General features: G+C 41.1%; 13 protein-coding genes. All 13 read left to right on the top strand.

Features of this window, described 5'->3' with window-relative positions; all coding sequences use genetic code 11:
* Nucleotides 1-5: 5 nt before the first annotated feature.
* Nucleotides 6-872 carry a hypothetical protein gene (locus WG906_RS04660; protein WP_339991359.1) on the top strand — a complete coding sequence of 289 codons (867 nt, stop codon included), beginning with the start codon at nt 6-8 and terminating at the stop codon, nt 870-872.
* Between the two features lie 1,069 nt (nt 873-1,941).
* Nucleotides 1,942-3,447, top strand: a complete 1,506-nt coding sequence (locus tag WG906_RS04655; protein ID WP_339991358.1) for a glycosyl hydrolase family 28 protein — start codon at nt 1,942-1,944, stop codon at nt 3,445-3,447.
* 362 nt (nt 3,448-3,809) lie between these two features.
* Entirely contained in the window at nt 3,810-5,027 is a 1,218-nt protein-coding gene (locus WG906_RS04650; protein ID WP_339991357.1) for a glycoside hydrolase family 88 protein, read from the top strand.
* A gap of 30 nt (nt 5,028-5,057) precedes the next feature.
* Entirely contained in the window at nt 5,058-6,953 is a 1,896-nt protein-coding gene (locus WG906_RS04645) for a glycoside hydrolase family 97 protein (RefSeq protein WP_339991356.1), read from the top strand.
* Nucleotides 6,954-7,240: 287 nt separating this feature from the next.
* Nucleotides 7,241-7,549 (top strand): winged helix-turn-helix domain-containing protein, encoded by a 309-nt coding sequence (locus WG906_RS04640; protein ID WP_339991355.1) that lies wholly within the window; start codon nt 7,241-7,243, stop codon nt 7,547-7,549.
* Nucleotides 7,550-7,642: 93 nt separating this feature from the next.
* On the top strand, nt 7,643-8,923 hold the full coding sequence (gene fucP, locus WG906_RS04635) for an L-fucose:H+ symporter permease (protein ID WP_339991354.1): 1,281 nt from the start codon (nt 7,643-7,645) through the stop codon (nt 8,921-8,923).
* Between the two features lie 151 nt (nt 8,924-9,074).
* Nucleotides 9,075-11,003 (top strand): glycoside hydrolase family 127 protein, encoded by a 1,929-nt coding sequence (locus tag WG906_RS04630; RefSeq protein WP_339991353.1) that lies wholly within the window; start codon nt 9,075-9,077, stop codon nt 11,001-11,003.
* Nucleotide 11,004: 1 nt separating this feature from the next.
* The gene (locus tag WG906_RS04625) at nt 11,005-13,017 is read left to right on the top strand and encodes an alginate lyase family protein (protein ID WP_339991352.1); all 2,013 of its coding nucleotides are present in this window, start codon (nt 11,005-11,007) and stop codon (nt 13,015-13,017) included.
* 65 nt (nt 13,018-13,082) lie between these two features.
* The gene (locus WG906_RS04620; RefSeq protein WP_339991351.1) at nt 13,083-14,483 is read left to right on the top strand and encodes a glycosyl hydrolase family 28 protein; all 1,401 of its coding nucleotides are present in this window, start codon (nt 13,083-13,085) and stop codon (nt 14,481-14,483) included.
* A 102-nt stretch (nt 14,484-14,585) separates the two neighbouring features.
* Entirely contained in the window at nt 14,586-16,196 is a 1,611-nt protein-coding gene (locus WG906_RS04615) for a hypothetical protein (protein ID WP_339991350.1), read from the top strand.
* A 97-nt stretch (nt 16,197-16,293) separates the two neighbouring features.
* Nucleotides 16,294-17,469, top strand: a complete 1,176-nt coding sequence (locus WG906_RS04610; RefSeq protein ID WP_339991349.1) for an alginate lyase family protein — start codon at nt 16,294-16,296, stop codon at nt 17,467-17,469.
* 131 nt (nt 17,470-17,600) lie between these two features.
* Nucleotides 17,601-21,650: a glycosyl hydrolase gene (locus WG906_RS04605; RefSeq protein ID WP_339991348.1), complete on the top strand. Its 4,050-nt coding sequence runs from the start codon at nt 17,601-17,603 to the stop codon at nt 21,648-21,650.
* 121 nt (nt 21,651-21,771) lie between these two features.
* Nucleotides 21,772-23,049 carry a DUF4861 family protein gene (locus WG906_RS04600; protein WP_339991347.1) on the top strand — a complete coding sequence of 426 codons (1,278 nt, stop codon included), beginning with the start codon at nt 21,772-21,774 and terminating at the stop codon, nt 23,047-23,049.
* Nucleotides 23,050-23,159 lie beyond the last annotated feature (110 nt).

Below are 23,159 nucleotides of genomic sequence, written 5' to 3'. Positions count from 1 at the left end.
TTCTTATGAACGAAAAAAATCTGGACTATCTGAAAAATAGTCTGAAGTACCTTGGCTTTGGTGATAAGCTGAACTCTGTTTTAGAAAATGCGATCAGGCAGGAAATGCCTCAGTTTAAGTTAAGCTTAAACAATTCTGTAATCCCGTCAGGAGTATCTAAAGAGAATATCCAGTCCCATGACTTTGTTCGCTATGATCTTAACTTTAGTAAAAGCAAGGATAGCGATATGTATTTCCTGAATAATTATCAGGCAACATTGAAAAAGCCTGGAATTCCAGAGCGGGACCACACTTTTATTCTCAGTCAAAATAATTGGATCACTGCAAGGGAAGCTTATAATCTTTTGTCAGGGCGTTCCGTAAATAAGGATTTAACAAAAGAGGGTAATACTGAGAAAGTCAATATCTGGACAAAGCTTGATCTGGACGTGAAGGATGCCCGCGGGAACTTTCCTTCCCGATATTTCTATCCAAACTTTGGATACGATCTGGATAAAGCGATATCCAAATACCCGATTAAAGAACTGGATGATCCAAATAAGAAAGCGGATCTGATGGGTGCATTAAAGAAGGGGGACATGGTTCCAGGAGAGATTCTGATGCAAGGAAAGAAAGCCCAGATTTTCATTGCTGCAAACCCGGAAATGAAGGGTGTGGATCTGTATGACAAGAAGTTTCAGGTGATTCGGGATTACGATATTTGGCCAGAACTGGCAAAAGAAAAAAAACAAACTACCACAGCGACTGAATCTGCTGCTGTCACTGAAAAAAAGGTGGCTAACAATAAATCTTCAAAGGTAACTCAGGAGCAATCTGGTAAGCCTTGGGATCAAAATAATTCAGAAGAAAAAAGTAAGACTGTTGGGAGATAAGTGTTATGTATTGCTATTAAGCGGGTATTCTCCCGTTTAATAGTAAAGCACCCCTGCTTTTTAAGGGCAGGGGTGCTTTGCCGTATATAAATGTTTTGTATTTATCTTAATATTTCCTGCTGAATCTGCCGTGATTTCGGTACCATTCATTAAATAATCTTTCCTGATTTTTTCGTTCGGTAGATCGTTTAGAAGTAGTTGTAATCCTCCTTAAAAAAAGAACCCAAACACCGAAGCCGATGATATAATATATTAAAGGATGAGGTGATTGAAGTGCTGTCCATAGGGCTCCAGTGCCAATAATGCAGGTAAAAAAAAAGATGAGTAGATTTTTCATACATTAAAATGTTACTATAAAAATAAGAAAACAGTGAAATGGATCAAAATTTCTTTTTACTAAGTTTAGCTTTTCGGTCTGTTTTATCTCCATTCTCGTTATTCTCTAAAACTTGCAACACAACGTTGTTTGTATTGAGCTAGGTTTTGATGCCGCGGATAACTATCATATTTATTCAATCTAATGGGAACGACAATTCCCGGGGCCAGTCGCCCACTATATATCGGAATAGGGATAGTCAGATTCTAATTGAGTTTTTTACACTCTGGATAGCGCTAAGCCTATTACTTGATGGTAAGGGGGAGAAATTAGCAGATTGTTGTTTACTTAAAATATCCAGTCCTCGGATGATTCCTGATTTTCAAAAAACTTTTTGTAGATGTCACTCTTTAGGTCATAACCAAGCGGATTTATCCGAAGGAGATTTCCATAAAGCGTTCATTAATATATCTTCTCAAATATAATTCTCTATCTAATCCGGATCTTTTAGTAAAACTTGAAAAAAATGCAATGTAGCTGGCCTGGTAATTATTCGAAAAAAATTATATCAGATAAAAAGCGAAAAGTTATTGCTAAATCGATTTAGGTTATTAGATTTGTTGTATGACGCATTGGATTAGGAAGGCAAGTAGGGCGTTATTTGTGGTTTATATATTGGTTAGTAACGATTACATAAAGAAAACGATAGTCCGGCTTTGCCGATAAGTTCTTCACTTTTAAATAATTAATTTTATGAACAAATGTAAAAGCTCAATAATATTGACAGTATTAAGTCTAATTAATCTGTTGGTCTTTGGACAAGTTGAAAATTATCCTGCACCTAAAGGCGAACCGATATCACTGGACTATTCAATCGAAGTAAATGGTAAAAAAGTGCCAGTTTATCCTGCTATTACTCAGCATGATGACAAGAAATATTCCATTTCATATTTTGACTTTAACGGATCGGTAACCGTCAAAATAAAATCTGCATTTCCACTCAGTAATCTTATTATTCTGCCAGCCCGACTTGGAATAAAGCCGGTTATAAACGGTAATGAAGCTACGTTTCGTTTGGATAAACCTGTGGATCTCTCTTTCGAACCAATGGGGCAAAATAGTCCCTTACTGTTGTTTAGTAACGAGTTGGAACAAGAAATTCCCAAAAAGTCCGATCCAAATGTTATTTATTTTGGACCAGGTATTCATAATCCGCAGAACGGGCTAATTAAGCTTAAAAGCAACCAGACTTTATATATTGCAGGAGGAGCAGTAGTAAATGCAGGGGTCGATGCAACCGGCGATAACATCCGCATTATGGGACGTGGCATTTTGGATGGATCAGACTGGGCACATAATGCTGGTCCAAATGATTTTATGATTAATGCGACTGATTGCAATAATTTTCAGATGAAGGATGTTATTTTAAAAGGATCATATTACTGGACAATTGTTCCGCAGAGATGCGATCGGGTATTAATAGATAGGGTACGTATTGCTGGTTCACGGGTTGGTAATGACGATGGCGTGGATCCCTGCAATTCCAGTAATGTGACCATCCGGAATTGTTTTTTTCGCTTAGATGATGATGCCATCTCTCCTAAAGGGACTACCAGAGTCGGAGGGGAGGCAGGCTCCAGGCCCTGTGAGAATATTGTGGTTGAAAACTGTACTTTTTGGGTTGATTTTGCCAACATATTCCGTATTGCTACTGAGAGCAGTAGTCCCGGTGTTAGAAACTTTACCGCGAGAAACATTGACGTAATACACTTTCCTGACCGGCCACAAGTCCAAGTATTTTACCTCCATCCCACAGGCTTTATGCCAATGGAGAATTTGTCCTTTGAAGATATTCGGATAAATGGTGAAGGAAGAGTAAACATGTTTAAGCTTCTTACACAACAGCCTCTCGTGGGTACTCGCCCCATAGAAGTTCCTAGGCCCAATAATATTAAAGTAGGTCCAGGAAGGCGAGGTATGGGAAGCCGTGGTTATGGTGGATTTGTCCCTATCAAGGCAGACGGACCATATATTCATAATGTAACTTTCAAAAATATTACACTAACGGGAACAGAGGATGCAAAAAAGCGCGAACCCGGTGCAATATGGCTGCAAGGTATCTCTAATACCAAAGATGTTTCGAATATCATCTTCGAAAATGTCATTCGTTATGGACAGCCCTTAACAAAAGACTCTCCCGGGATGAAGATTGTAGGCGAACATGTTAAAAATATTCAATTTAAAGGCCCTGCTCTATAATTTTACTGTTGGCTCTTAGATGGAAACCTCTGATTCAAGGCTTTGTAAATGTACAATGCATTCGAAAACTGCAGATATTGGATCTACAGATTATAATCCTTTCAATTGAGCAAAAACTAACTTGAAAAGCTTAGATTCCGGAACAACATTGATTAACAAATTGTAGGTTAATGATGCTTATATTTTGTATTTTCATATAAAAAGTTGCAGCTTTTTTATTAGGTTTTACCTAACAACCAAATTTACTTGAAAATTCTTCAAAAGTGATTATAATGTTTCTAAATCGGTTTAGTATCGTTAATTTTGAAAGTTATTTCATCAAAAGCAAATAAGAATCTTTGAAAAGTAATTGAGTACAGAGTATGACTATAAATAGTAAGCAACTTTTAATATTATTGCTAATACCGTTGCTGACAGCTTGTGGCAGTGCAAAGTTTATTAATAACAAGCATTTCAGCTATCTGGAAGATCAGGCTGCTAAAACACTTCAGTCGATTCCACCTTCAGGAGATTCGATTTTGCCGCGCAATGTAAATAAAGGACTAGCAACATGGCGCTATGTTTCATATCAAGATTGGACCAGCGGTTTTTGGCCAGGCACCTTATGGTATCTTTACGAAGCTACCAAAGGTGAGAAATGGAAGTTGGAAGCTGATAGATTTAGTAGGGTGCTGACTCCTCTTTCAGCGATGCCTGCAATAGATCATGATCTGGGATTTATGATATTTAATAGTTTTGGTAATGGCTATCGTTTAACCGGCAACCCGGAATACAAATCAATTATTCTACGCACGGCGGATACGCTTGCTACCCTGTTTAATCCAAACGTTGGAACCATTTTGTCGTGGCCCAGACCGGTCCCAAACATGGAATGGCCTCAACATAATACCATCATGGATAACATGATTAATCTTGAATTGCTTTTTTGGGCATCAAAGAATGGGGGAAGTCAACGACTTTATGATATTGCCGTTAAGCACGCCGAAACCACGATGAAAAATCAATTTCGTCCTGATTTTACCTCGTATCATGTAGTGGTTTACGATAAGAATACAGGGAAGAAGATTAAAGCGGTAACTCATCAGGGTTATGCAGATGAGACAATGTGGGCCAGGGGGCAGTCGTGGGCTATTTATGGCTATACAATGTGCTATCGCGAGACCAAAAATCCTGCATTTCTGGATTTTGCTCAAAAGGTTTCTGACGTTTATTTGGAAAGGCTTCCTTCCGATTTCATTCCATACTGGGATTTTAGTGATCCTAATATTCCAAATGCCCCGCGAGATGCTTCAGCAGCAGCAGTAACTGCATCTGCTTTGCTCGAATTATCCACTTTAGTCCAGGATAAAACTAAAGCTGACATGTACAAGATTAAAGCGGAAAAGATGCTGGAAGAATTATCATCTGACAGGTATCTAAGTAAAGATAAAAATTCAGCGTTTCTATTGCATTCAACAGGCCATAAACCCAATAATTCTGAGATTGATGCTTCAATTATCTATGCCGATTATTATTATATAGAAGCATTATTACGACTTAAAAAGCTTAAAAGCGGAAAAAATCTATACTCTCCATTATAATTATAAACCTCTCATTGAATAAAGACGAACATGAAATTATATTGCTCTTTTATTGCCATCTTAAGTGTATTTACGTGTTTCGGTCAGGGCCTTATTGCTAGCTCCGAAGTGACTCTTCTGTCTCCAGATAAAAACCTTTCTGTAAAGTTTTATCAAAAAGGGACACCGGCAAGCAGGATTATGTATTATCAGGTGAGTTATAAAAACAAGCAGGTGATTAATGAGTCTGAGTTGGATTTGCAATTAGATAATAACCTGTCGGAAAGAGCGATGGCTCTGAAAGTGGACAAACATACTAAATGGTTTGAAAATTTAACGATTAGTAAAGTTGTCAGATCTTCAAAAGACACTACCTGGATTCCTGTGCATGGAGAGGAAGCGAGCATAAGAGATAATTATAATGCACTAACTGTAAATGCTGTAAAAGATGACAATCCCATCTATCCGGTAAATATCGAAATCAGGGCTTATAACGAAGGAGTAGCCTTAAGGTATTTTTTTCCTGAAAATGAAAAAGGGACCTATTACAGGATAATGGCAGAGAACACTGAGTTTTCTTTGCCCGAAGGCAGCAAGGTATGGCATGCATCATGGGCACAAGCGCCTTACAAACTATTGCCATTGAATAACTGGCCTGATGAAAGTGAACGTCCCTTAACTGTAGAATTGTCTAATGGATTATATGCCTGCCTTGCAGAAGCGCAGATGGTTGATTATGCCCGCACAAAATTTAAATTAAGTTCTGTAAAGCCAAATACAATAGTAACATCCATGTATACACCGGCCGATTTAATTTCTCCTTTTGGAACTCCGTGGAGGGTTATAATGGTTGCAGAGAAAGCTGGGGATTTGATAGAAAATAACCATCTGATTCTTAATTTAAACGAGGGCTCTAAAATTAAAGACGAAAGCTGGCTTAAAGCCGGTAAAATCATCAGGGTAATGACCCAAACCACTGCAGATGCCAAAGCAAATATTGATTTTGCTGTAAAGCACAACCTGCAATATGTTTTATTCGATTGGAAATGGTACGGGCCGGCATTTTCTTTCAGTTCTGATGCCACGAATGTTGCAATACCCGATTTCGATTTGCAGGGAATCATCCAATATGGAAAAGAAAAAAATGTTGGCGTATGGCTATACGTAAATCAGCAAGCTTTGTTTGCACAATCAGATTCTTTGTTTAAAGTTTACCAAAAATGGGGCGTCAAGGGAGTGAAATTTGGTTTTGCGCAGGTTGGTTCTCATCGCTGGACAACCTGGATTGAAAAAGCCATACAACAGGCTGCTGATGCAAAAATCATGGTGAACATTCATGATGACTGGCGCCCGACGGGTGAACAACGTACCTGGCCAAATCTGGTAACTTCTGAAGGAATTCGTGGTAACGAAGAAATGCCGGATGCAACACATAATACAGTGTTGCCCTTTACCAGGTACATTGCGGGTGCGGCCGATTATACAATTTGCTATTACGATGAACGGATAAAAACTACCCACGCCCATCAGTTGGCGATGGCTGCGGTTTATTACAGTCCTTTGCAGACTTTGTATTGGTACGATAAGCCTGCTCTTTCTAAAGATGAACCTGAACTTGAGTTTTGGGATAAGATTCCTACCACCTGGGATGAAACTCAGGTTATCCAGGGAACTCCCGGACAATACATCACAACAGCCAGAAGAAAAGGTCGTGATTGGTTTGTGGGTACTTTAACCAATAACGATGCACGGACTCTAAAAGTTTCCCTAAGCTTTTTGCCAAAGGGTGAAAGGTATATCGCTACTATATATTCGGATGATCCGACAGCCCAATCGGCAACTAAAGTGGGAATTATCAAAAAGAAGGTGGATTATAAAACTGTTGTCGATGCTAAGTTGCTTCCTTCTGGTGGACAGGCAATATGGCTTAATGCAATAAAAAAATAGCCAAAAGATGATCAGAAACATCAAGCCTTTTAAGTTTGCTGTTTCTTGTTTGGGGCGATACCTCGGCCGCTGAATGGCAGTGGTCTGTAAAAGTTAAAAGCGTCGTTTTAAAAGAAGGCCCCTGCAGAGATTCAGAATAATCTTTTGCAATTCACTAAGGTTACCCCTAGAGCAAAATATCCTCTAAAAGTAACTGTTGTTGCATGGCAATGGGGTAGAAATATCGAACCTGAATTAAAGTCTGCAAAGCCAATTGAACAGAGTTTTTACATTGTCAAATAGTTAAAATGAAAGTGAATTTTTTATCAGAAACACCACCTCATAAGCAAGTGTATTTGAAAATGGTTGACGACATACTTCGTGGAATTTACAATACGGACATTCGCTTACCTTCAGTAAAAGAATTGAGTGAGGAATATGCTGTCTCAGCTATGACGATCGAAAGGGCTTACAGGCAGCTGTTGAAAGAAGATTTGGTTTCGTATATTAAGGGGGCAGGTTATTTCGTGACATCTGAAAAGGTTAAGAAAATTAGAGTTTCGAGCTTAACAAAAGGCAGGAACATTAAGAATGAAGAACCAATTGTAATTTGTTAGTCGATATTTATACATTTAATTTATTGTAAACCAAATGTACTTACGAGCTGATTTTCATTTCGAAGTGCAAAAAACTTTCCTAAATAATTCCTTATGATATCAGAAAAAACTTTAATTGAACCGTCAGTACCAAGTAAACCCGCATTTACTGAAAAGAAATTCCTGCTTACTTTAATATTCGTCACATCCTTGTTTATGTTTTGGGGGATCGCTATTACGATGGCTGATATTTTAAACAGACACTTTCAAAGCACTCTGAGCCTAAGCAGAAGTCAGTCTGCATTTGTGCAGTTCGCAATCTTTGGCGCCTATTTTGTCATGGGTATTCCGGCCGGATTATTTATGAAACGATTTGGCTATAAAAAAGGAGTTTTATTGGGGCTGACCCTCTTTGCCACTGGCGCCTTTCTTTTTGTACCTGCAGCGAATATAGCTTCATTTACTTTTTTTGGTATAGCTCTATTTATCCTGGGATGCGGTTTATCTACTCTTGAAACCGTGGCACACCCATTCATGGCAGCTTTAGGAGATCAGCGAACCAGCGATCAAAGAGTTAATTTTGCCCAATCTTTTAACGCAGTGGGAGCGATGCTCGGACCTGCAATCGGATCTTATTTTTTATTCCAGAATTATACACCAGGCAGCACGGATCTTACATCTGTCAAAATTTTATACTTAATTATTGGCGGGCTGATCGCCTTAATCGCAATCTCATTTTCTTTTGTAAAGGTACCTCCCACATCTGATCCTCATGCTGTTTCTGCTGATGGAGATGCTGTAAATATTGACCGAGCGCCAGGAAAGAAACTATTCCAACATACTCATTTCAGGTGGGCGGTAGCAGCTCAGTTTTTTAACGTAGCCGCTCAAAGCGGAACCTGGGCATTTTTCATTAACTACGGTCATGAACAAATGGGATTTAGTGAAGCCACTGCAGGTAAGTATATGGTGTTGTTTATGTTTATGATGCTTTCAGGACGCTTCATTGGTACTTTTTTAATGCGGGTTATTGCACCTGCAACTTTACTGGCAAGTTTTGCGCTTGCGAACATACTGATGTGTATTATCGTCGCTCAGGACTTTGGATGGCCTTCGTTTATAGCTCTGCTATTAATAAATTTCTTTTTCAGTATTATGTTCCCCACGATCTTCAGTTTGGGTCTTAAAAATCTTGGAAGGCATACTCAACAGGCATCCTCCTTTATCTCGATGGGCGTTGTAGGCGGGGCGCTTTTTCCCTTTATTATGGGCAAAGTTGCCGATAACGTGGGCGTAGCCCAAGCATATTATCTGCCTATCATTTGCTACATCGTGATCTTCTCATTTGGTGCAAAGTTTTATAAAGTTAAAGATGCACAGAAAAATGGTATTTAGAATATAAACTTGGAGTGGCAGGAGCTAATCATCCGTAACTAAATTTTTACTAAATCGGTTTAGTGATAATTCTTAAATTGCGATTATTACCTATATGAGGAGGCTGGTATATAATTCGGCCTTGGACAAAGCATAAATAAATTGAATACTGATGAAAAGATACGTTTTTTTCCTTCCTATATTAATAATTTCTTTAGGAGTAAATGCTCAGTCGCATTATCCCGGACAACACAAAGGTAAATTCATCATAAAGGATAAATTAAAACCGGCCGTTTCCAGCTTTGATTTGGATGAAGTAAAATTACTCGACGGTCGCTTTAAGGAAAATATGGAGCGCGAGCAAAAATGGCTTTTATCCATTGGTGCCAACCAGCTGCTGCACAGCTTCAGAACCAATGCGGGAATTTATAGTGGAAACGAAGGTGGTTATTTTACCATGAAAAAGCTTGGTGGATGGGAATCATTGGATTGTGAGCTTAGAGGGCATTCTACTGGTCATATCCTTTCTGGATTGGCTTTGATGTATGCTTCCACCCGTGATGAAAGATATAAAATCAAAGCAGATAGCTTGGTGTCGGGACTCGCAGAAGTTCAAAAAGTATTAAATCAGGACGGATATTTAAGCGCATATCCTCAGGAACTGATAAATAGGAATCTTGAAGGTAAAAGAGTATGGGCGCCATGGTATACATTACATAAAATTTATTCCGGCTTAATAGACCAATTCCTTTACTGTAATAATAAGCAGGCATTGGAGGTGGTCTCAAAAATGGGGTCATGGGCTTACAATAAATTGAAACCTGTAACGGCTGAACAAAGAGTGATAATGCTAAGGAATGAGTTTGGCGGTATTAATGAATCGTTTTATAATCTCTATGCTATTACAGGAAAGCCGGAATACAAATGGGTTGCAGAGTTTTTCTATCATAATGAAATGTTGGATCCTCTTAAAGAGGGACAAGATATCCTCGAAAAGAAACACGCTAATACATATATTCCCAAGCTTTTAGGGATGGCCCGCGAGTATGAACTGGAAGCCAAAGGAGATGGTGATAAAATTGCTTCTTTTTTCTGGCAGACGGTTACAGATCACCACTCCTTTGTAACAGGGAGTAACAGCGATAAGGAAAAGTTCTTTAAAGCTGATGATCTTACAAATCATTTAACAGGTTATACCGGCGAATCGTGCAATGTATACAACATGCTTAAGCTGACTCGACATCTGTATACACATACAGCAAATGTCAAATATGCTGATTATTACGAGAAAGCTCTTTTCAATCATATTTTAGGTCAACAGGACCCTGCAACAGGGATGATCTCCTATTTTCTTCCAATGCTTCCGGGCGCTCACAAGGTTTATAGCACACCCGACAGTTCCTTCTGGTGCTGCGTAGGCAGCGGCTTTGAAAATCATGCTAAATATGGTGAAGCGATATATTATCACAGCGACAATGCTGTTTATGTAAATCAGTTTATATCTTCCGAATTAAACTGGAAGGAGAAAGGGATTTCCATAAAACAGGAAACCCGGTTCCCACAAGAAGGAGTTTCAAAATTTACTATTCTTTCCAGCAGTTCCGGAAATACTCTTATAAATATCCGTTATCCTTCATGGGCGAAGAACGGGGCACTTGTAAAAGTTAATGGAAAAACTGTAAAAGTTAGTGCTCAACCTGGCAACTACATCTCTTTGTCAAGAATTTGGAAAAGAGGAGATAAGGTGGAAGTAAATTTCCCAATGGCTTTGCAGTCAGTTGCAGCAAATGGTAACCATGATAAAGTTACTTTTGCTTACGGCCCGATTGTGTTGGCAGGAGTGATGGGAACAGATAATTTTATTCACAAGGCACCCTACTCAAATCCGCTTCTATACAACGACTATTATACATATAACTATAATGTTCCGGCAGGAATTACCAAATCTTTAACATTGGACACCACAAAGTTAAATTCTGCTATAAAACCGGTTTCAGGTCAGAATCTCACTTTTAAGACTATAAAGGAAGGTGTTCTGCTCAGACCTCTTTATGATATTCACAGGGAACGGTATGTTGTTTATTGGGATTTAAAAAAATAATATGAGAACCTTAGTTTCGTTTAGTATTGCTCTCGCAATTTGTACCATCACCCGAGTTGCCTCAAGTCAATCTTTTAGTCATCCTGGAATTCTTCATAGTAAAGAAGATTTAGAACGAATGAAGATAGCTGTCGCTGAAAAGCAGGAACCTATTTACAGCGGCTTTAAAGTTTTCGCAGAAAACCCGGTTTCAAAAAACACCTATAAAATGCAGGGGCCAATGGCGATGGTAGGCAGGAATCCGACTGTTGGTCAGGGCACTTATGATACTGATGCAAATGCAGCTCATCAAAATGCGGTGATGTGGGCCATAACAGGCGAAAAAGCGTATGCAGAAAAAGCAAAGGAAATTGTCAACGCCTGGTCCTCAACATTGAAGTCGATAACCGGTCGCGATGCGGTATTAATGGCCGGATTAGGACCTTTTAAAATGGTAAATGCTGCGGAGATTTTGCGTTATACAAATGCCAGTTGGTCTGATGCAGACATCAAGCAAACTGAAAAGCATTTTAAAGAGGTTATCTACCCGGTAATTAAAGATTTTGCACCTTTTGCCAACGGAAACTGGGATGCAGCGGCGATTAAAACGGTGATGGCTATAGGTGTTTTTTGTAATGACAGATTAATATATGAACGTGCATTACGGTACTATGTTAATGGTCATGGCAATGGAAGATTGAGTCATTATATAATCAATCAGGATGGCCAGATCCAAGAAAGCGGTCGGGACCAGGGGCATACGCAATTAGGAATCGGTATGCTTGCCGAATCTTCAGAGATTGCATGGCACCAGGGATTAAATTTATATGGCTATGCTGATAATCTGTTGCTGAAAGGCTTCGAATACGTGGCCAAATTCAACTTGGGCAATGAAGTCCCTTTTGTTACTACATTGGACCATACAGGTAAATACTTTCATCAAACTATAGCGAGGCAGGACAGAGGTCCGCTTCGTGCGGTTTATGAGCAAGTGTACAACCATTATGTAAATCGTATTGGATTGCCTGCCTCTTTCACACAGCAGGCAGCAGAAAAAATTCGACCTGAAGGTCCTGGACGTCCTGGAGCAGATCATCCCGGGTACGGAACTTTGTTTTTTACCAGGTCCAAAGAGAATGCAGTTTCTGAGGCTCGGGAAGTAAAACCTGCTTCGCCTGGGGCAATTATCGCATCAGGCTCAGAGAAAGATATACAACTGACCTGGGTAGAATCCATTGGTGCACAAACATATACCGTAAAAAGAGCCGCGAAAAGTGGTGGACTTTATAAGGTAATCGCTAGCAATATAGCCAATGCAAAGTATACCGATAAAGCCATTAAATCAGGCAGGGTTTACTATTATACAGTTTCTGCATCCAACGAAAAAGGTCATAGCTCCGATGCAATGGAAACAGGAGTAAGTGCAGGCCCCCCTGACAGATGGAGCCAAAAGAGCATTGGGACAGGTAAACTCTCTGTAAATACCGGTTTTGACGGAAAACAGTTTACTATTGAAGGAGCCGGAATGGGCTTAGATAGTCTTGCAGATCAGTTCCATTATACATATCAGTCGCTCAAAGGAAACGGCAGTATTGTTTTACGATTTGTGCCTCAGCCGAGCTCACAATTCTCGAGTTTTGGGGTGATGATACGGGATGGTTTCTCTGATAATTCTGCCTACAGCTCGCTAATTATTTACCCGGGCAAAACATCGCAAATCGAAGCACTTGGCTGGCACTTAAGATTTATGACACGTCAAACTGCTGGAAGTCCTTCAGCTATAATTAATCAGGGCACTGTATTGTCAGAACCAACAGTTACGTATGGCAGGTTAACAGGATACTACTGGTTAAAACTGGAACGTAAAGATAACACGTTTACAGCATCAGGCTCTGCAGACGGGAAGACATGGACGGAAAGCGGAAAAGAAATTATTCCCTTAAAAAAATCTCTGTATGTCGGAATTCAGGTTTCATCAGGCATCAAAGAAAAAACAACAACTGTTTTTTTTGATAATTTAAAAGTCTACAAGTAGATGAAGTATGAAATTAGGAATATCCATGCTGTTGTTTTGGAGAGACAGAATTTAACTTATAAATAATGAAAAAGGTAGTTGTTTTAAATGTTTTAATCATGTCAGCCTTGATTAGCGACGCTCAGGAGTTAATTACCTATCCTGCCCCGACAGGTGTGATGTACACGCAGCATAACGATGAATATACGGTGCGGGTTCGCAAGCCCGGTGGTGAGTGGCAGGACTTATTCGAGTACAACGTAAAGGTAGATCTCGATAAGCTTCAGGATGCCTCTATGGTTTATTTTGATTTTTCAGGTGCTGTTGAAGTGGCTGTACGAAAGAATAATGGCGATTTTGATGAAGTAAAAGTGCGTCCCTCTTCATATGGTATCCCGGTAAGAGTCGTCGGAAAGACAGCCTTCTTTACACTTGATAAACCTCAGAAAGTATCTGTTGAATTTGATGGTGACAGGCTGCATAATTTGCATGTATTTGGAAATGCAATAGAAACAACTAAGCCGGACCCGAACGACCCTAATGTCATTTATTTTGGTCCAGGTCTCCATCAGCCAACGGATCTTCCCGGTGATGAGTTTAATATCCCTAGCGGAAAGACAGTTTATATTGCTGGCGGAGCCGTGGTTCGGGCAAAACTTGTATGCGACAGGATAGAAAATGTTAAAGTTATCGGTAGAGGGATTCTCGACCAACCGATGAGAGGCGTCGAAATACGTCATTCAAAAAATGTAGAGGTGGATGGTATCATTGTCCTAAATCCAAAACATTATACCATTTATGGGGGAGGTTCTACGAACCTGATTATCAGGAATATCAAATCGTTCAGCGCCAATCCCTGGAGTGATGGAATAGATTTGATGAGTTGCAGTAATGTACTAATCGATGATGTCTTTTTGCGTACTTCAGACGATTGTATAGCGATTTATGGCCATCGATGGGACTTCTATGGTGATGCGAGTAATTATAAGATTACAAACTCCATTCTTTGGGCGGATGTAGCTCACCCTATTCAGATTGGACTTCATGGTAACACCAAAACATCAGGGGAAGTGATCGAAGATATTCTGTTCGATAATATTGATATTCTCGAACAGGATGAAGATGATCCGAACTACCAGGGTTGTATGTCAATCAGTGCCGGCGATTTTAATCTGGTAAGAAATATCCGATTTAATAGCATTCGAGTAGACGACTTTCAGGAGGGGCAATTATTAAACTTACGCGTAGTAAACAATGCCAAATACAATACCGGCCCTGGACGAGGAATTGAAAACATCTCGTTTACAAATATCTCTTATCAGGGAACTAACCTCGCAGCTTCTATAATCAGCGGCTTGGATTCATCACACGGCATTAAAAATATCAGCTTCAAAAATCTAAGAATCAATGATAAGCTGGTTTTAGATGCGAAAGCCGGGAACATTAAGATAGGAGAACATGTTCAGGATGTGGTATTTAATCGATAGGGAGATTCTATCGCAAATACCTCGTACAGATCTGTGCAAATTAATTATGTGTGAAGGATCTCTCCTGTATCCAGTTCAGTTTTTTTCGGTAAATATTCAATTATGAAGCGGGTTATTCCATTGTTTTTTGCAGTATTATTTATTTCTTGTTCCGGCTATGCTGCCGACTGGCAGTGGTCTGTGGAAGTAAAAGGCGTAATTTCAAACGAAACCACCGATCATCCAACGGCCTTTCTATGGATACCTCCCAATTGCAAGCAGGTTAGGGGAGTAGTTGTTGGTCAGCATAATATGTTGGAAGAGGGAATCTTAGAGCATACAAAATTTCGCAAAACCTTAACGCAACTCGGCTTCGCGGAAGTTTGGGTAAGCCCTTTTCTGGATCCTGTATTCGATTTTAACGGGAAAGCGGGTCTTCACTTTAATGAAATGATGAAAAGCCTTGCAGATATTTCGGGATATTCTGAATTGGCATTTGCTCCAATTGTTCCTATCGGCCATTCTGCTGCTGCCAGCTATCCCTGGAATTTTGCCGCATGGAATCCGGAGCGTACGCTTGCGGTTTTAGCCATCCATGGCGATGCCCCTTTAACCAATATGACCGGCAGCGGTCGCCCTAATCCTGATTGGGGGAAGCGTTCTATCGACGGAATTCCGGGTCTGATAGTAATCGGTGAATATGAATGGCTTGAAGGCCGGATTCTTCCTGCAATTCAGTTTAAGAAAGATAATCCGCAGTCTACCATTGCTTTACTTGCCGACGCCGGTCGCGGTCATTTCGATTATTCGGACGGGATGGTTGAGTTTCTTTGCATGTTTATAAAAAAAGCAGCAAAGGCGAGGCTTCCCTCGATTATGCCATTGGAGGGCCCGGCTAGTCTTAAGGCAGCCAGTCCGCAAAAAGGTTGGCTGGTAGATCGCTGGAGGCTTAATGAGCCGTTAAGCGCTTCTGCAAATTCTTTCCATCACTATTCTGGGAATAGAGACGAAGCTTTCTGGGCATTTGATAAAGAGATGGCCCGGGCGACAGAAAAGTACTACTGCAGATCACGCGGGAAAGTTCCCCAATATATAGGATATACCCAGCAGGGGAAGCTACTTCCAGGCGCCGGATCGTTTGTCGGTTACCGCCCGGTTTTTACACCTCTTGAAGATGGATTCACATTTCATGTTAACGCGGCTTTCATAGATTCTGCGCAGAGTAGTCCCCAGACAAATAGCCATGCTAAGGGAAAGATAACGATATCACGCATTTGCGGTCCTATCCAAAAGGTAAACGACACCACTTTTACTATTCGCTTTTACCGGATGGGTTTAAACAATTCTAAACGTACCGGCGATATCTGGTTAATGGCAAGTCATCCGGGTGACAGGAAGTATAAGTCTGCGGTGCAACAGGCTAACATTAAAATCCCTTTAAGAAACGTCGAGGGTGCAGAGCAGGCGATCGATTTTCCTCAAATCCCGGATCAAAATCATAGCGTTAAATCACTTACATTAAATGCAAGTTCAAGTGCAGGTGTTCCGGTGTATTATTATGTAAAGGAAGGCCCTGCAGAGCTATCTGGAAATATCCTGAAATTTAATCGTATTCCGGTACGTACAAAATTTCCGGTTAAAGTAACCATAGTGGCCTGGCAATGGGGTTATAAGGGAGGTGTAAAACTGAAATCAGCTGAACCTGTAGAGAGAAATTTCTACATACACAAATGATTTTCAAAAAAATATCATACGCCGGATATTTTTCGAATCTTTAATAAATCGATTTAGTAAAATTTTTAACCTCTTATAACCATATAAACCAGCAAGAATGAAAAAAATTTTAAAAGTTTTATGTTGTCTGGCAGTAGTATCTGCCGGAGCATGTAAAAAAGATAACAACGCTGCTTCGCAGGAAGTGGCAGAAGTTCAATCCTCAAAAGAAGAAGTAGCCAGGGCGGCTGCCTTTGTACATCCGGGTATTTTACACACTGCCGCCGATCTATCCCGGATGAAGTCGAAAGTGGCAGCCAACGCGGCGCCATGGAAAGCAGGTTACGACAAGTTTTCTGCAGACGGCTTTTCAAAATCCACCTATGTTCCGAAGGGATATTTTTCTACGCTAGACAGGGGAACTACCAATGTTAACAGAACGGCTTTCGAAAACGACTGTAATGCGGCGTATCATCAGGCGCTGATGTGGAAAATTACAGGTCAGGGAGTTTATCGGGACAAGGCACTGGCAATCATACGGGGCTGGACTAATGCAAATACCACCTTTACCGGCAAAGACGCTCAGTTGATTATAGGCCTTGCTGGTTTTAAATTTGTGAATGCCGCCGAAATTATGCGTTATGACAATTCCCTGTTGTGGAAAGCTGCTGATATTTCTAAAACTCAGGCCTGGTTTCTCAATAAGTGGTGGTCCTGGCTGCAACCCAGTGGTGCTCCAACCGGTTCTTTAGATGGGAATTGGGGAATGGCAGCCGTTAAGTGTCAGCTAGCCATCGCAGTTTTCGCAAGCGATCAAACCAGGTTTAATTCTGCAGTAAGTTTGATGACTAATGGTTGTGCTTCAATTCTGGGAAATATTATGAGCAGCGGCCAGGAAACCGAAACAGGTCGGGACAATGGCCACTGGCAGTTAGCTTTGGGCGATATGGCAGAAGCGGCTATTGTTGGATATAATAATGGCAGCGATTTATTTGCTATTGGCAACAACTGGTTACTTGCCGGGTTTGAATATTTCTGCAAATATCAATTAGGAAACACTGTACCTTATACTCCGTGGAAAACCTGTCTTACAGCCAATAATTATCCGGCGATATCGCCCAGGAGTACTACTTACCGCCCCATATTTGAAATGGTTTTTAATCATTATAAGAGCAAAGGGATATCATCACCTTACACTAAACAGGTGGCTGATATGAAAAGGCCCGAAGGTTCTGTAGGTGGAGCTCAGGCAACCGACCATCCGGGATTTGGAACATTGTTTTATACAAAATAGCACATGTTCTCTTAACTTCAATATTAACCATGGTTAGAGATTATTAATATACAACTCATAAAGGGTATGCTTCGCAAGGAGTAGCCTTTATGAGTTATTATCAGGTAAGAGAATACTCATTTATAAATTCAATGCAACGCCGAAACTTTCTAAAAAACACAATTATCACCTCTGCCGGGATGATGTTCATGCCAATGCTTCCAAAAGCAGTAGCAGATACATTAAGCAACTTGGATGAAATCTCGATTTCGGATCTTGAAAAGCATTTCATATCACCCCCCGAGTCCGCCCGCCCCTGGGTTTTTTATATGTGGATGAACGGCAATATCACAAAAGAAGGTATAACAAAAGACCTGGAAGCCATGAAGCGTATGGGTATTGGCGGAGCAATCTGTTTTAATTCGGCGGTTGGTATACCCCGGGGTCCGGTGGATTATGCTAAAGAGGATTGGATGGATGCTACTGTGCATGCAATTACCGAGGCGCAAAGGCTGGGAATAGAATTTAACCTTCATAATTCCCCGGGATATTCTGGTGCCGGCGGACCATGGATTACTCCCGAGATGAGTATGCAGCAACTGGTTTGGACCGAAACTTTGGTAAGTAGTAGGGGCAAAATCACCCGGCAGCTACCAAGGCCGTACGCAAAGCAGAATTACTACCGTGATGCGAGGGTTATTGCTTATCCTTCTTTAACGGCCGAAAAGTTTTTGATGAAAGACAGGCTGGTTCGGGTGCTGTTAGATGGAAAAGAAACAGATAAAACCATAATAACAGATAGAAATCCGGAAACTAAAATCCGCCTTGAGGTGAGTAATGCCTCAGCAGGTAGCGACCCAACGGCTTATAATATCGGGGCGGGAGTCTTTGATAAAGATAGCGGCGGGACAGGCGAAAATTCCGGACGAGCCTCCATTGTATTAGAATTTTCGGAGCCCTTTGAAGCACGTGCAATTACTATATTAAGAAAGGCAGAAGTGCCGCGCGATCTATTCGATGGCCCGCGGGATCATCCCCCGGTATTTCTTTTGGAAACTTCTCATGATGGTGTAGATTTCAGGCCCATTGGCAGGATAGCCAGCCCCGAATTAAGGGAAATGGATACCCCAACTGCCCTGAGCTTCAACGCCGTTTCAGCGAAGTATTATCGTTTAAGCGTTACAAGTTCTACATGGCTGTCGGATATCGAATTACATAATGGGCCGAGATTAGGCGGCTGGCCAGGTAAAACAAGTAATACACACGGTACCTTCAGTGGCGATACCCCCGCGTTAGGGCCTGACCTGATTATTAATCCCGACACAGTACTTGACATCAGCCGCTTCATGAATGAGGACGGGAGACTAAGCTGGAAGGCGCCTGAAGGAAACTGGACCATCCTTAGAATCGGACATACCACAACGGGCGAAGAAAATGCAGCACATCCGGATGCTGGTAAAGGGCTGGAATTAGATAAGTTTAGAAAAGCAGCACTTGATCTTCATTTTGAGGCCTTTCTGGATAGACTACTCGGAAAGATTAAGACAAGTGTGAGGAATGGCTTAAAGGGCATTACTGTAGATAGCTGGGAAGCCGGAAAGCAAAATTGGACAATCAACTTTCCGGAAGAATTTAAGCAGCGGAAAAACTATGAACTAATGAAATGGATGCCAGCAATGACGGGCAGGATTGTTGGAAGCGTGGAAGATACTGAACGGTTTTTATGGGACATCAGGAAAATCCATGCCGACCTTTTAGCTGAGAACTTTTACGGCCATTTCGCCGATAAATGCCATGAACGCGGGCTGGATTTCTATGCAGAACCTTATGGCGACGGTAATTTTGACAGTTTACAGGTTGGGCAGCACCTTGATATTATGATGTGCGAATTCTGGACCCGCTATATCTACGGAAGTGATATTTATTCGAAGCAGGCTGTGTCATCCGCTCATTTATATGGAAAGAAGATCGTTGCGGCCGAGGCTTTTACCGCCATGCCGGCAACTTCAAAGTGGACCGATTATCCTTACTCTTTAAAAGCTGAAGGCGATTACTTTTATACCCTGGGCGTTAACAGGCTTGTATTTCACACTTTTGTTCATCAGCCGTATACAACAGGGTTGCCGGGCATGACCATGGGGCCTTTCGGTATGCATATCGACAGGAACAATACCTGGACAGAACAGGCTCATGCCTGGACCGGCTATCTAAAACGCTCGCAATATTTATTGCAGCAGGGCTTAACCGTATCCGACGTCTGTTACTTTAAAGGCGATGTCCCTGAGTCAGGCGTTCCTGATGTTTACAGATTATTACCTAAAGGCTATTCAGGGGACGTCTGCGGGCCAGATGCTTTGCATAAACGTTTTAAAATTTCCAACGGTAAAATCGTTTTGCCGGATGGTATGAGTTATCAGCTCTGCCTGATGGCGCCTTTGCAGGCAATCCTTCCATCATCTCTAAATAAAATTAAAGATTTAGTTGCCGACGGAATGGTTCTAATGGTGAGCAGCAAGCCTTCTAAGGCGTTTGGTTTATCCTCCAAAGACTCAGAAGTGCAAGAAATTGTTCAGGAATTGTATGGTAATCTGGATGGTGAATCTGTCACTGAAAGAAGTTTTGGTAAAGGCAGGATCATTTGGGGGAAACCGCTAGAGGAAGTTTTGGGAGAATTAAGTATAAGTCCGGATTTTAGTTTTACTTCAGAAAATCAGGATGCAGCAATTCATTATATTCATAAGACTGTTGGCGATATCGAGTTCTACTTCGTGTCAAACCACAGGCGGCGTAAGGAGAGTATAGTCTGCAGCTTTCGCCTGAGCGGAAAACAGCCGGAAATATGGAGCAGCGACAACGGCAGCAGTTATGAAGCAGGGATTTATGAAACATCAGATGGGCGAACCATACTTCCGTTGGAGATGGAACCCGCAGGTTCCTGTTTTATAGTCTTTAGAAAGAATGCAAAACCGGCTTACAATGCTCTGTTGAAAGATGGAAAAGAGGTACTATCCGTCGCTCCTTTTAAGGAGCCGGATGCTGATAAATATCGTGATGTTCAAAATGCATTCACGGTAGCAGTATGGGCAAAGCCAGACACTTTTGCTCATAATGGCAGGAGCATGTTGTTCCATCCTCCGGCAGGCGAAGAAGTATATGGGAAAGGACATGCTGCATTTGGTTTATCAGCCGGACAAAATGCGGTAAGAGTATATGAAAGAAGCACCGGAGCAAGAGAGGTCCTTTCGTATTCAAAACCATTAAGCGGCTGGACACATATCGCAGTGGTTTACCAGAATGCTAAGCCCTCATTATTCATCAACGGTAAATCTGCATCCACTGGTACTCCTTCAGCCTTTATCGTTCATCCCGGATTAGAAACTATTGTGGTTCAAGACCATTTTACAAGCTTCTTCGAGGGAAATCATACTAAGCCGGAATTATTTACAAAAGCACTTTCTCGGGCAGAAATCGAAGCACTTTTCAGGAAGGGACTGCCAGATTCTATAAATACTCCCTCAGCTTCAGTGGCAGTAAATCCCAACGGCAAGCTAAAGGCCCTTTTCTGGAGTAACGGGAAATACGCTCTGAAAGGCCCAAACTCCGTTACAGAAATCGGATTGATCACTCAATGCAATTCGAGAAGCATCTCAGGTTCATGGAAAGTGCAATTCCCTAAAGGTACAGGCGCCCCTGCGGAAATAACGCTCTCTGAACTCATTTCTCTGAAAGACCACCCGGACTTTAATGTGAAGCACTTTTCGGGAACCGCTTCTTACTTTAAAATTATGATGCTTTCTGCCGATGATTTACAAGCGGGAAAACGGCTGTTTTTAGATCTGGGAAGAGTAGAGGTTATTGCTGAATTAAAGATAAACGGCAAGGAAGTAGATGTTCTCTGGAAGGAGCCCTTTATAGCAGATATTACCGATGCAGTAAAGCGAGGTCCAAACCAATTGGAAATTAAAGTTACCAATCTCTGGCAAAACCGGTTGATTGGTGATGAGCACCTGCCTGTCGAGCACGAATACAGCGAGCATCGGTTCATTAAAAAGCTTCCGGACTGGTATGTAAATAATCAACCCAAGCCAGGAGAACGAATAGGTTTCGCCGTATGGAAGAATTTTGATAAAGATTCGCCTTTACTGGAATCAGGACTGTTAGGCCCGCTGCGCTTACTTATTGCAGCAGAGAAGCTGATATAAAGTTTTAAGCCTTTAACCGGATTACAGATGAAAGGGATTTTTTTGTTCATAACCCATTAACCTGTTCTGCTCCAGAAACGATGACCTGTAATAAAGTAAAACTAAGATATATACGTACTCAATGAAAAGAATCTCTGTAAGATTTAAATTTACCTTCATGCTTCTTTCTGCTGTAATGGGATTAGCCTCCTGCACGTCAAGAAAGACACTGATACTCCAAAATCCGCACAGTTCTCAGCGAGACGATGAACTTATAACACTAAACAGAGCTATCCTTGAAGACAAGTTTGGATTCATTCCGGCCGATAAGTTCCTTAGTGCCGGGGTGAATGTCGTTCAGCATATTGACACAAATAAAGACGGCAAATGGGACGAGGCGTACTTGCTTTTATCCTTTGCTGGTAAAGAGGAGATAAAATTGCCTGTTTCTATCGGCAAGATTGGTAGTAGCCCTTCTGGTGCACGAGTCCACGTGAGACATCGCAGAAAAAATGCGGATGATACATTTGGCCCTTTGTTAACAAATGATTCTATCCCCGCTGGTCAGCTAGGAACTGATTTTACTAAAACACCTTTACCTCCATTTTTAACTGAAGGGCCGGCATGGGAAAACGACAAAGTTGGTTTCAGGTTATATTTCGACATTCGTAACGGAAAGGATATCTGGGGCAAAACTACAGCCAAAATGATGATGGATAATGTGGGCATCAATCCAAAAATAAACTATCATGAACAGGCAGTATGGGGCATGGATATATTAAAAGTAGGCGCTTCATTGGGAGCGGGTTCGCTTGCCTTATCGCTCCCTTATAAGGGAAGAGACACATTAATCCGTCTGGGGGGACTAAATATGGGTAAAGTAATTTTCGACGTCGTGGCTGACGGCCCACTACTTGGCATTTTAAAATTGACTTATCCTGAGTGGAAAGTTCTTCCGGGAGTTGCGCCATTAAAGCTGACTGAAGAGATTAAGATATGGGCCGGCAAGTATTTCTACGAAAGTAATGTTACTATTGAGAATGCACCCAATGGGGCGAAACTCGTCACCGGAATAGTTAAATTGAAAAGTGCTGCCTCCCATATCCTAAATATCGAAGATGCTAACGTTCTGTATACTTATGACAAACAAAGTGAGAATAATGATGAACTGGGAATGGCCATAATGGTTCCTAAAAAGAATTTTAATAGCGCAGGTTTAAGTTCTGGTAAAGCAGGTGACATTCAAGATACTTATATGATGACATTAAACATGCTGAATAATTCAACTTTTCGGTTTTATGCAGGCTGGAGTGAAAGCGATTCTTCGTTCACTACTGAAAGTAATTTTAAAAAATTTCTTATAAATGAATCGAAAAAATACAGTTCCCCAATCATCATCAAGTGGAGACACAAGATTTAGTCACGAGAGCCTCCTGAAAGAGAAATAAGAGATACAATGTATAAGAAGAAATGATTAGTATAGTGAAAATTCCCAGAATAAAAAGGTTCTTTCCACAAGGAAGTAGTTTG

It is taken from the genome of Pedobacter superstes, assembly GCF_037622515.1.
Classification (GTDB): Bacteria; Bacteroidota; Bacteroidia; order Sphingobacteriales; family Sphingobacteriaceae; genus Paradesertivirga; species Paradesertivirga superstes.
This window is presented reverse-complemented; position numbering and strand designations above follow the sequence as displayed.

Excerpts from the sequence above, each read along its gene's own strand:
- WG906_RS04655 (WP_339991358.1), top strand. The coding sequence starts at position 1,942 with ATGAACAAATGTAAAAGCTCAATAATATTGACAGTATTAAGTCTAATT.
- WG906_RS04605 (WP_339991348.1), top strand. The coding sequence starts at position 17,601 with ATGCAACGCCGAAACTTTCTAAAAAACACAATTATCACCTCTGCCGGG.
- WG906_RS04650 (WP_339991357.1), top strand. The coding sequence starts at position 3,810 with ATGACTATAAATAGTAAGCAACTTTTAATATTATTGCTAATACCGTTG.
- WG906_RS04615 (WP_339991350.1), top strand. The coding sequence starts at position 14,586 with ATGAAGCGGGTTATTCCATTGTTTTTTGCAGTATTATTTATTTCTTGT.
- WG906_RS04645 (WP_339991356.1), top strand. The coding sequence starts at position 5,058 with ATGAAATTATATTGCTCTTTTATTGCCATCTTAAGTGTATTTACGTGT.
- WG906_RS04620 (WP_339991351.1), top strand. The coding sequence starts at position 13,083 with ATGAAAAAGGTAGTTGTTTTAAATGTTTTAATCATGTCAGCCTTGATT.
- WG906_RS04660 (WP_339991359.1), top strand. The coding sequence starts at position 6 with ATGAACGAAAAAAATCTGGACTATCTGAAAAATAGTCTGAAGTACCTT.
- fucP (WP_339991354.1), top strand. The coding sequence starts at position 7,643 with ATGATATCAGAAAAAACTTTAATTGAACCGTCAGTACCAAGTAAACCC.
- WG906_RS04625 (WP_339991352.1), top strand. The coding sequence starts at position 11,005 with ATGAGAACCTTAGTTTCGTTTAGTATTGCTCTCGCAATTTGTACCATC.
- WG906_RS04640 (WP_339991355.1), top strand. The coding sequence starts at position 7,241 with ATGAAAGTGAATTTTTTATCAGAAACACCACCTCATAAGCAAGTGTAT.
- WG906_RS04630 (WP_339991353.1), top strand. The coding sequence starts at position 9,075 with ATGAAAAGATACGTTTTTTTCCTTCCTATATTAATAATTTCTTTAGGA.
- WG906_RS04610 (WP_339991349.1), top strand. The coding sequence starts at position 16,294 with ATGAAAAAAATTTTAAAAGTTTTATGTTGTCTGGCAGTAGTATCTGCC.
- WG906_RS04600 (WP_339991347.1), top strand. The coding sequence starts at position 21,772 with ATGAAAAGAATCTCTGTAAGATTTAAATTTACCTTCATGCTTCTTTCT.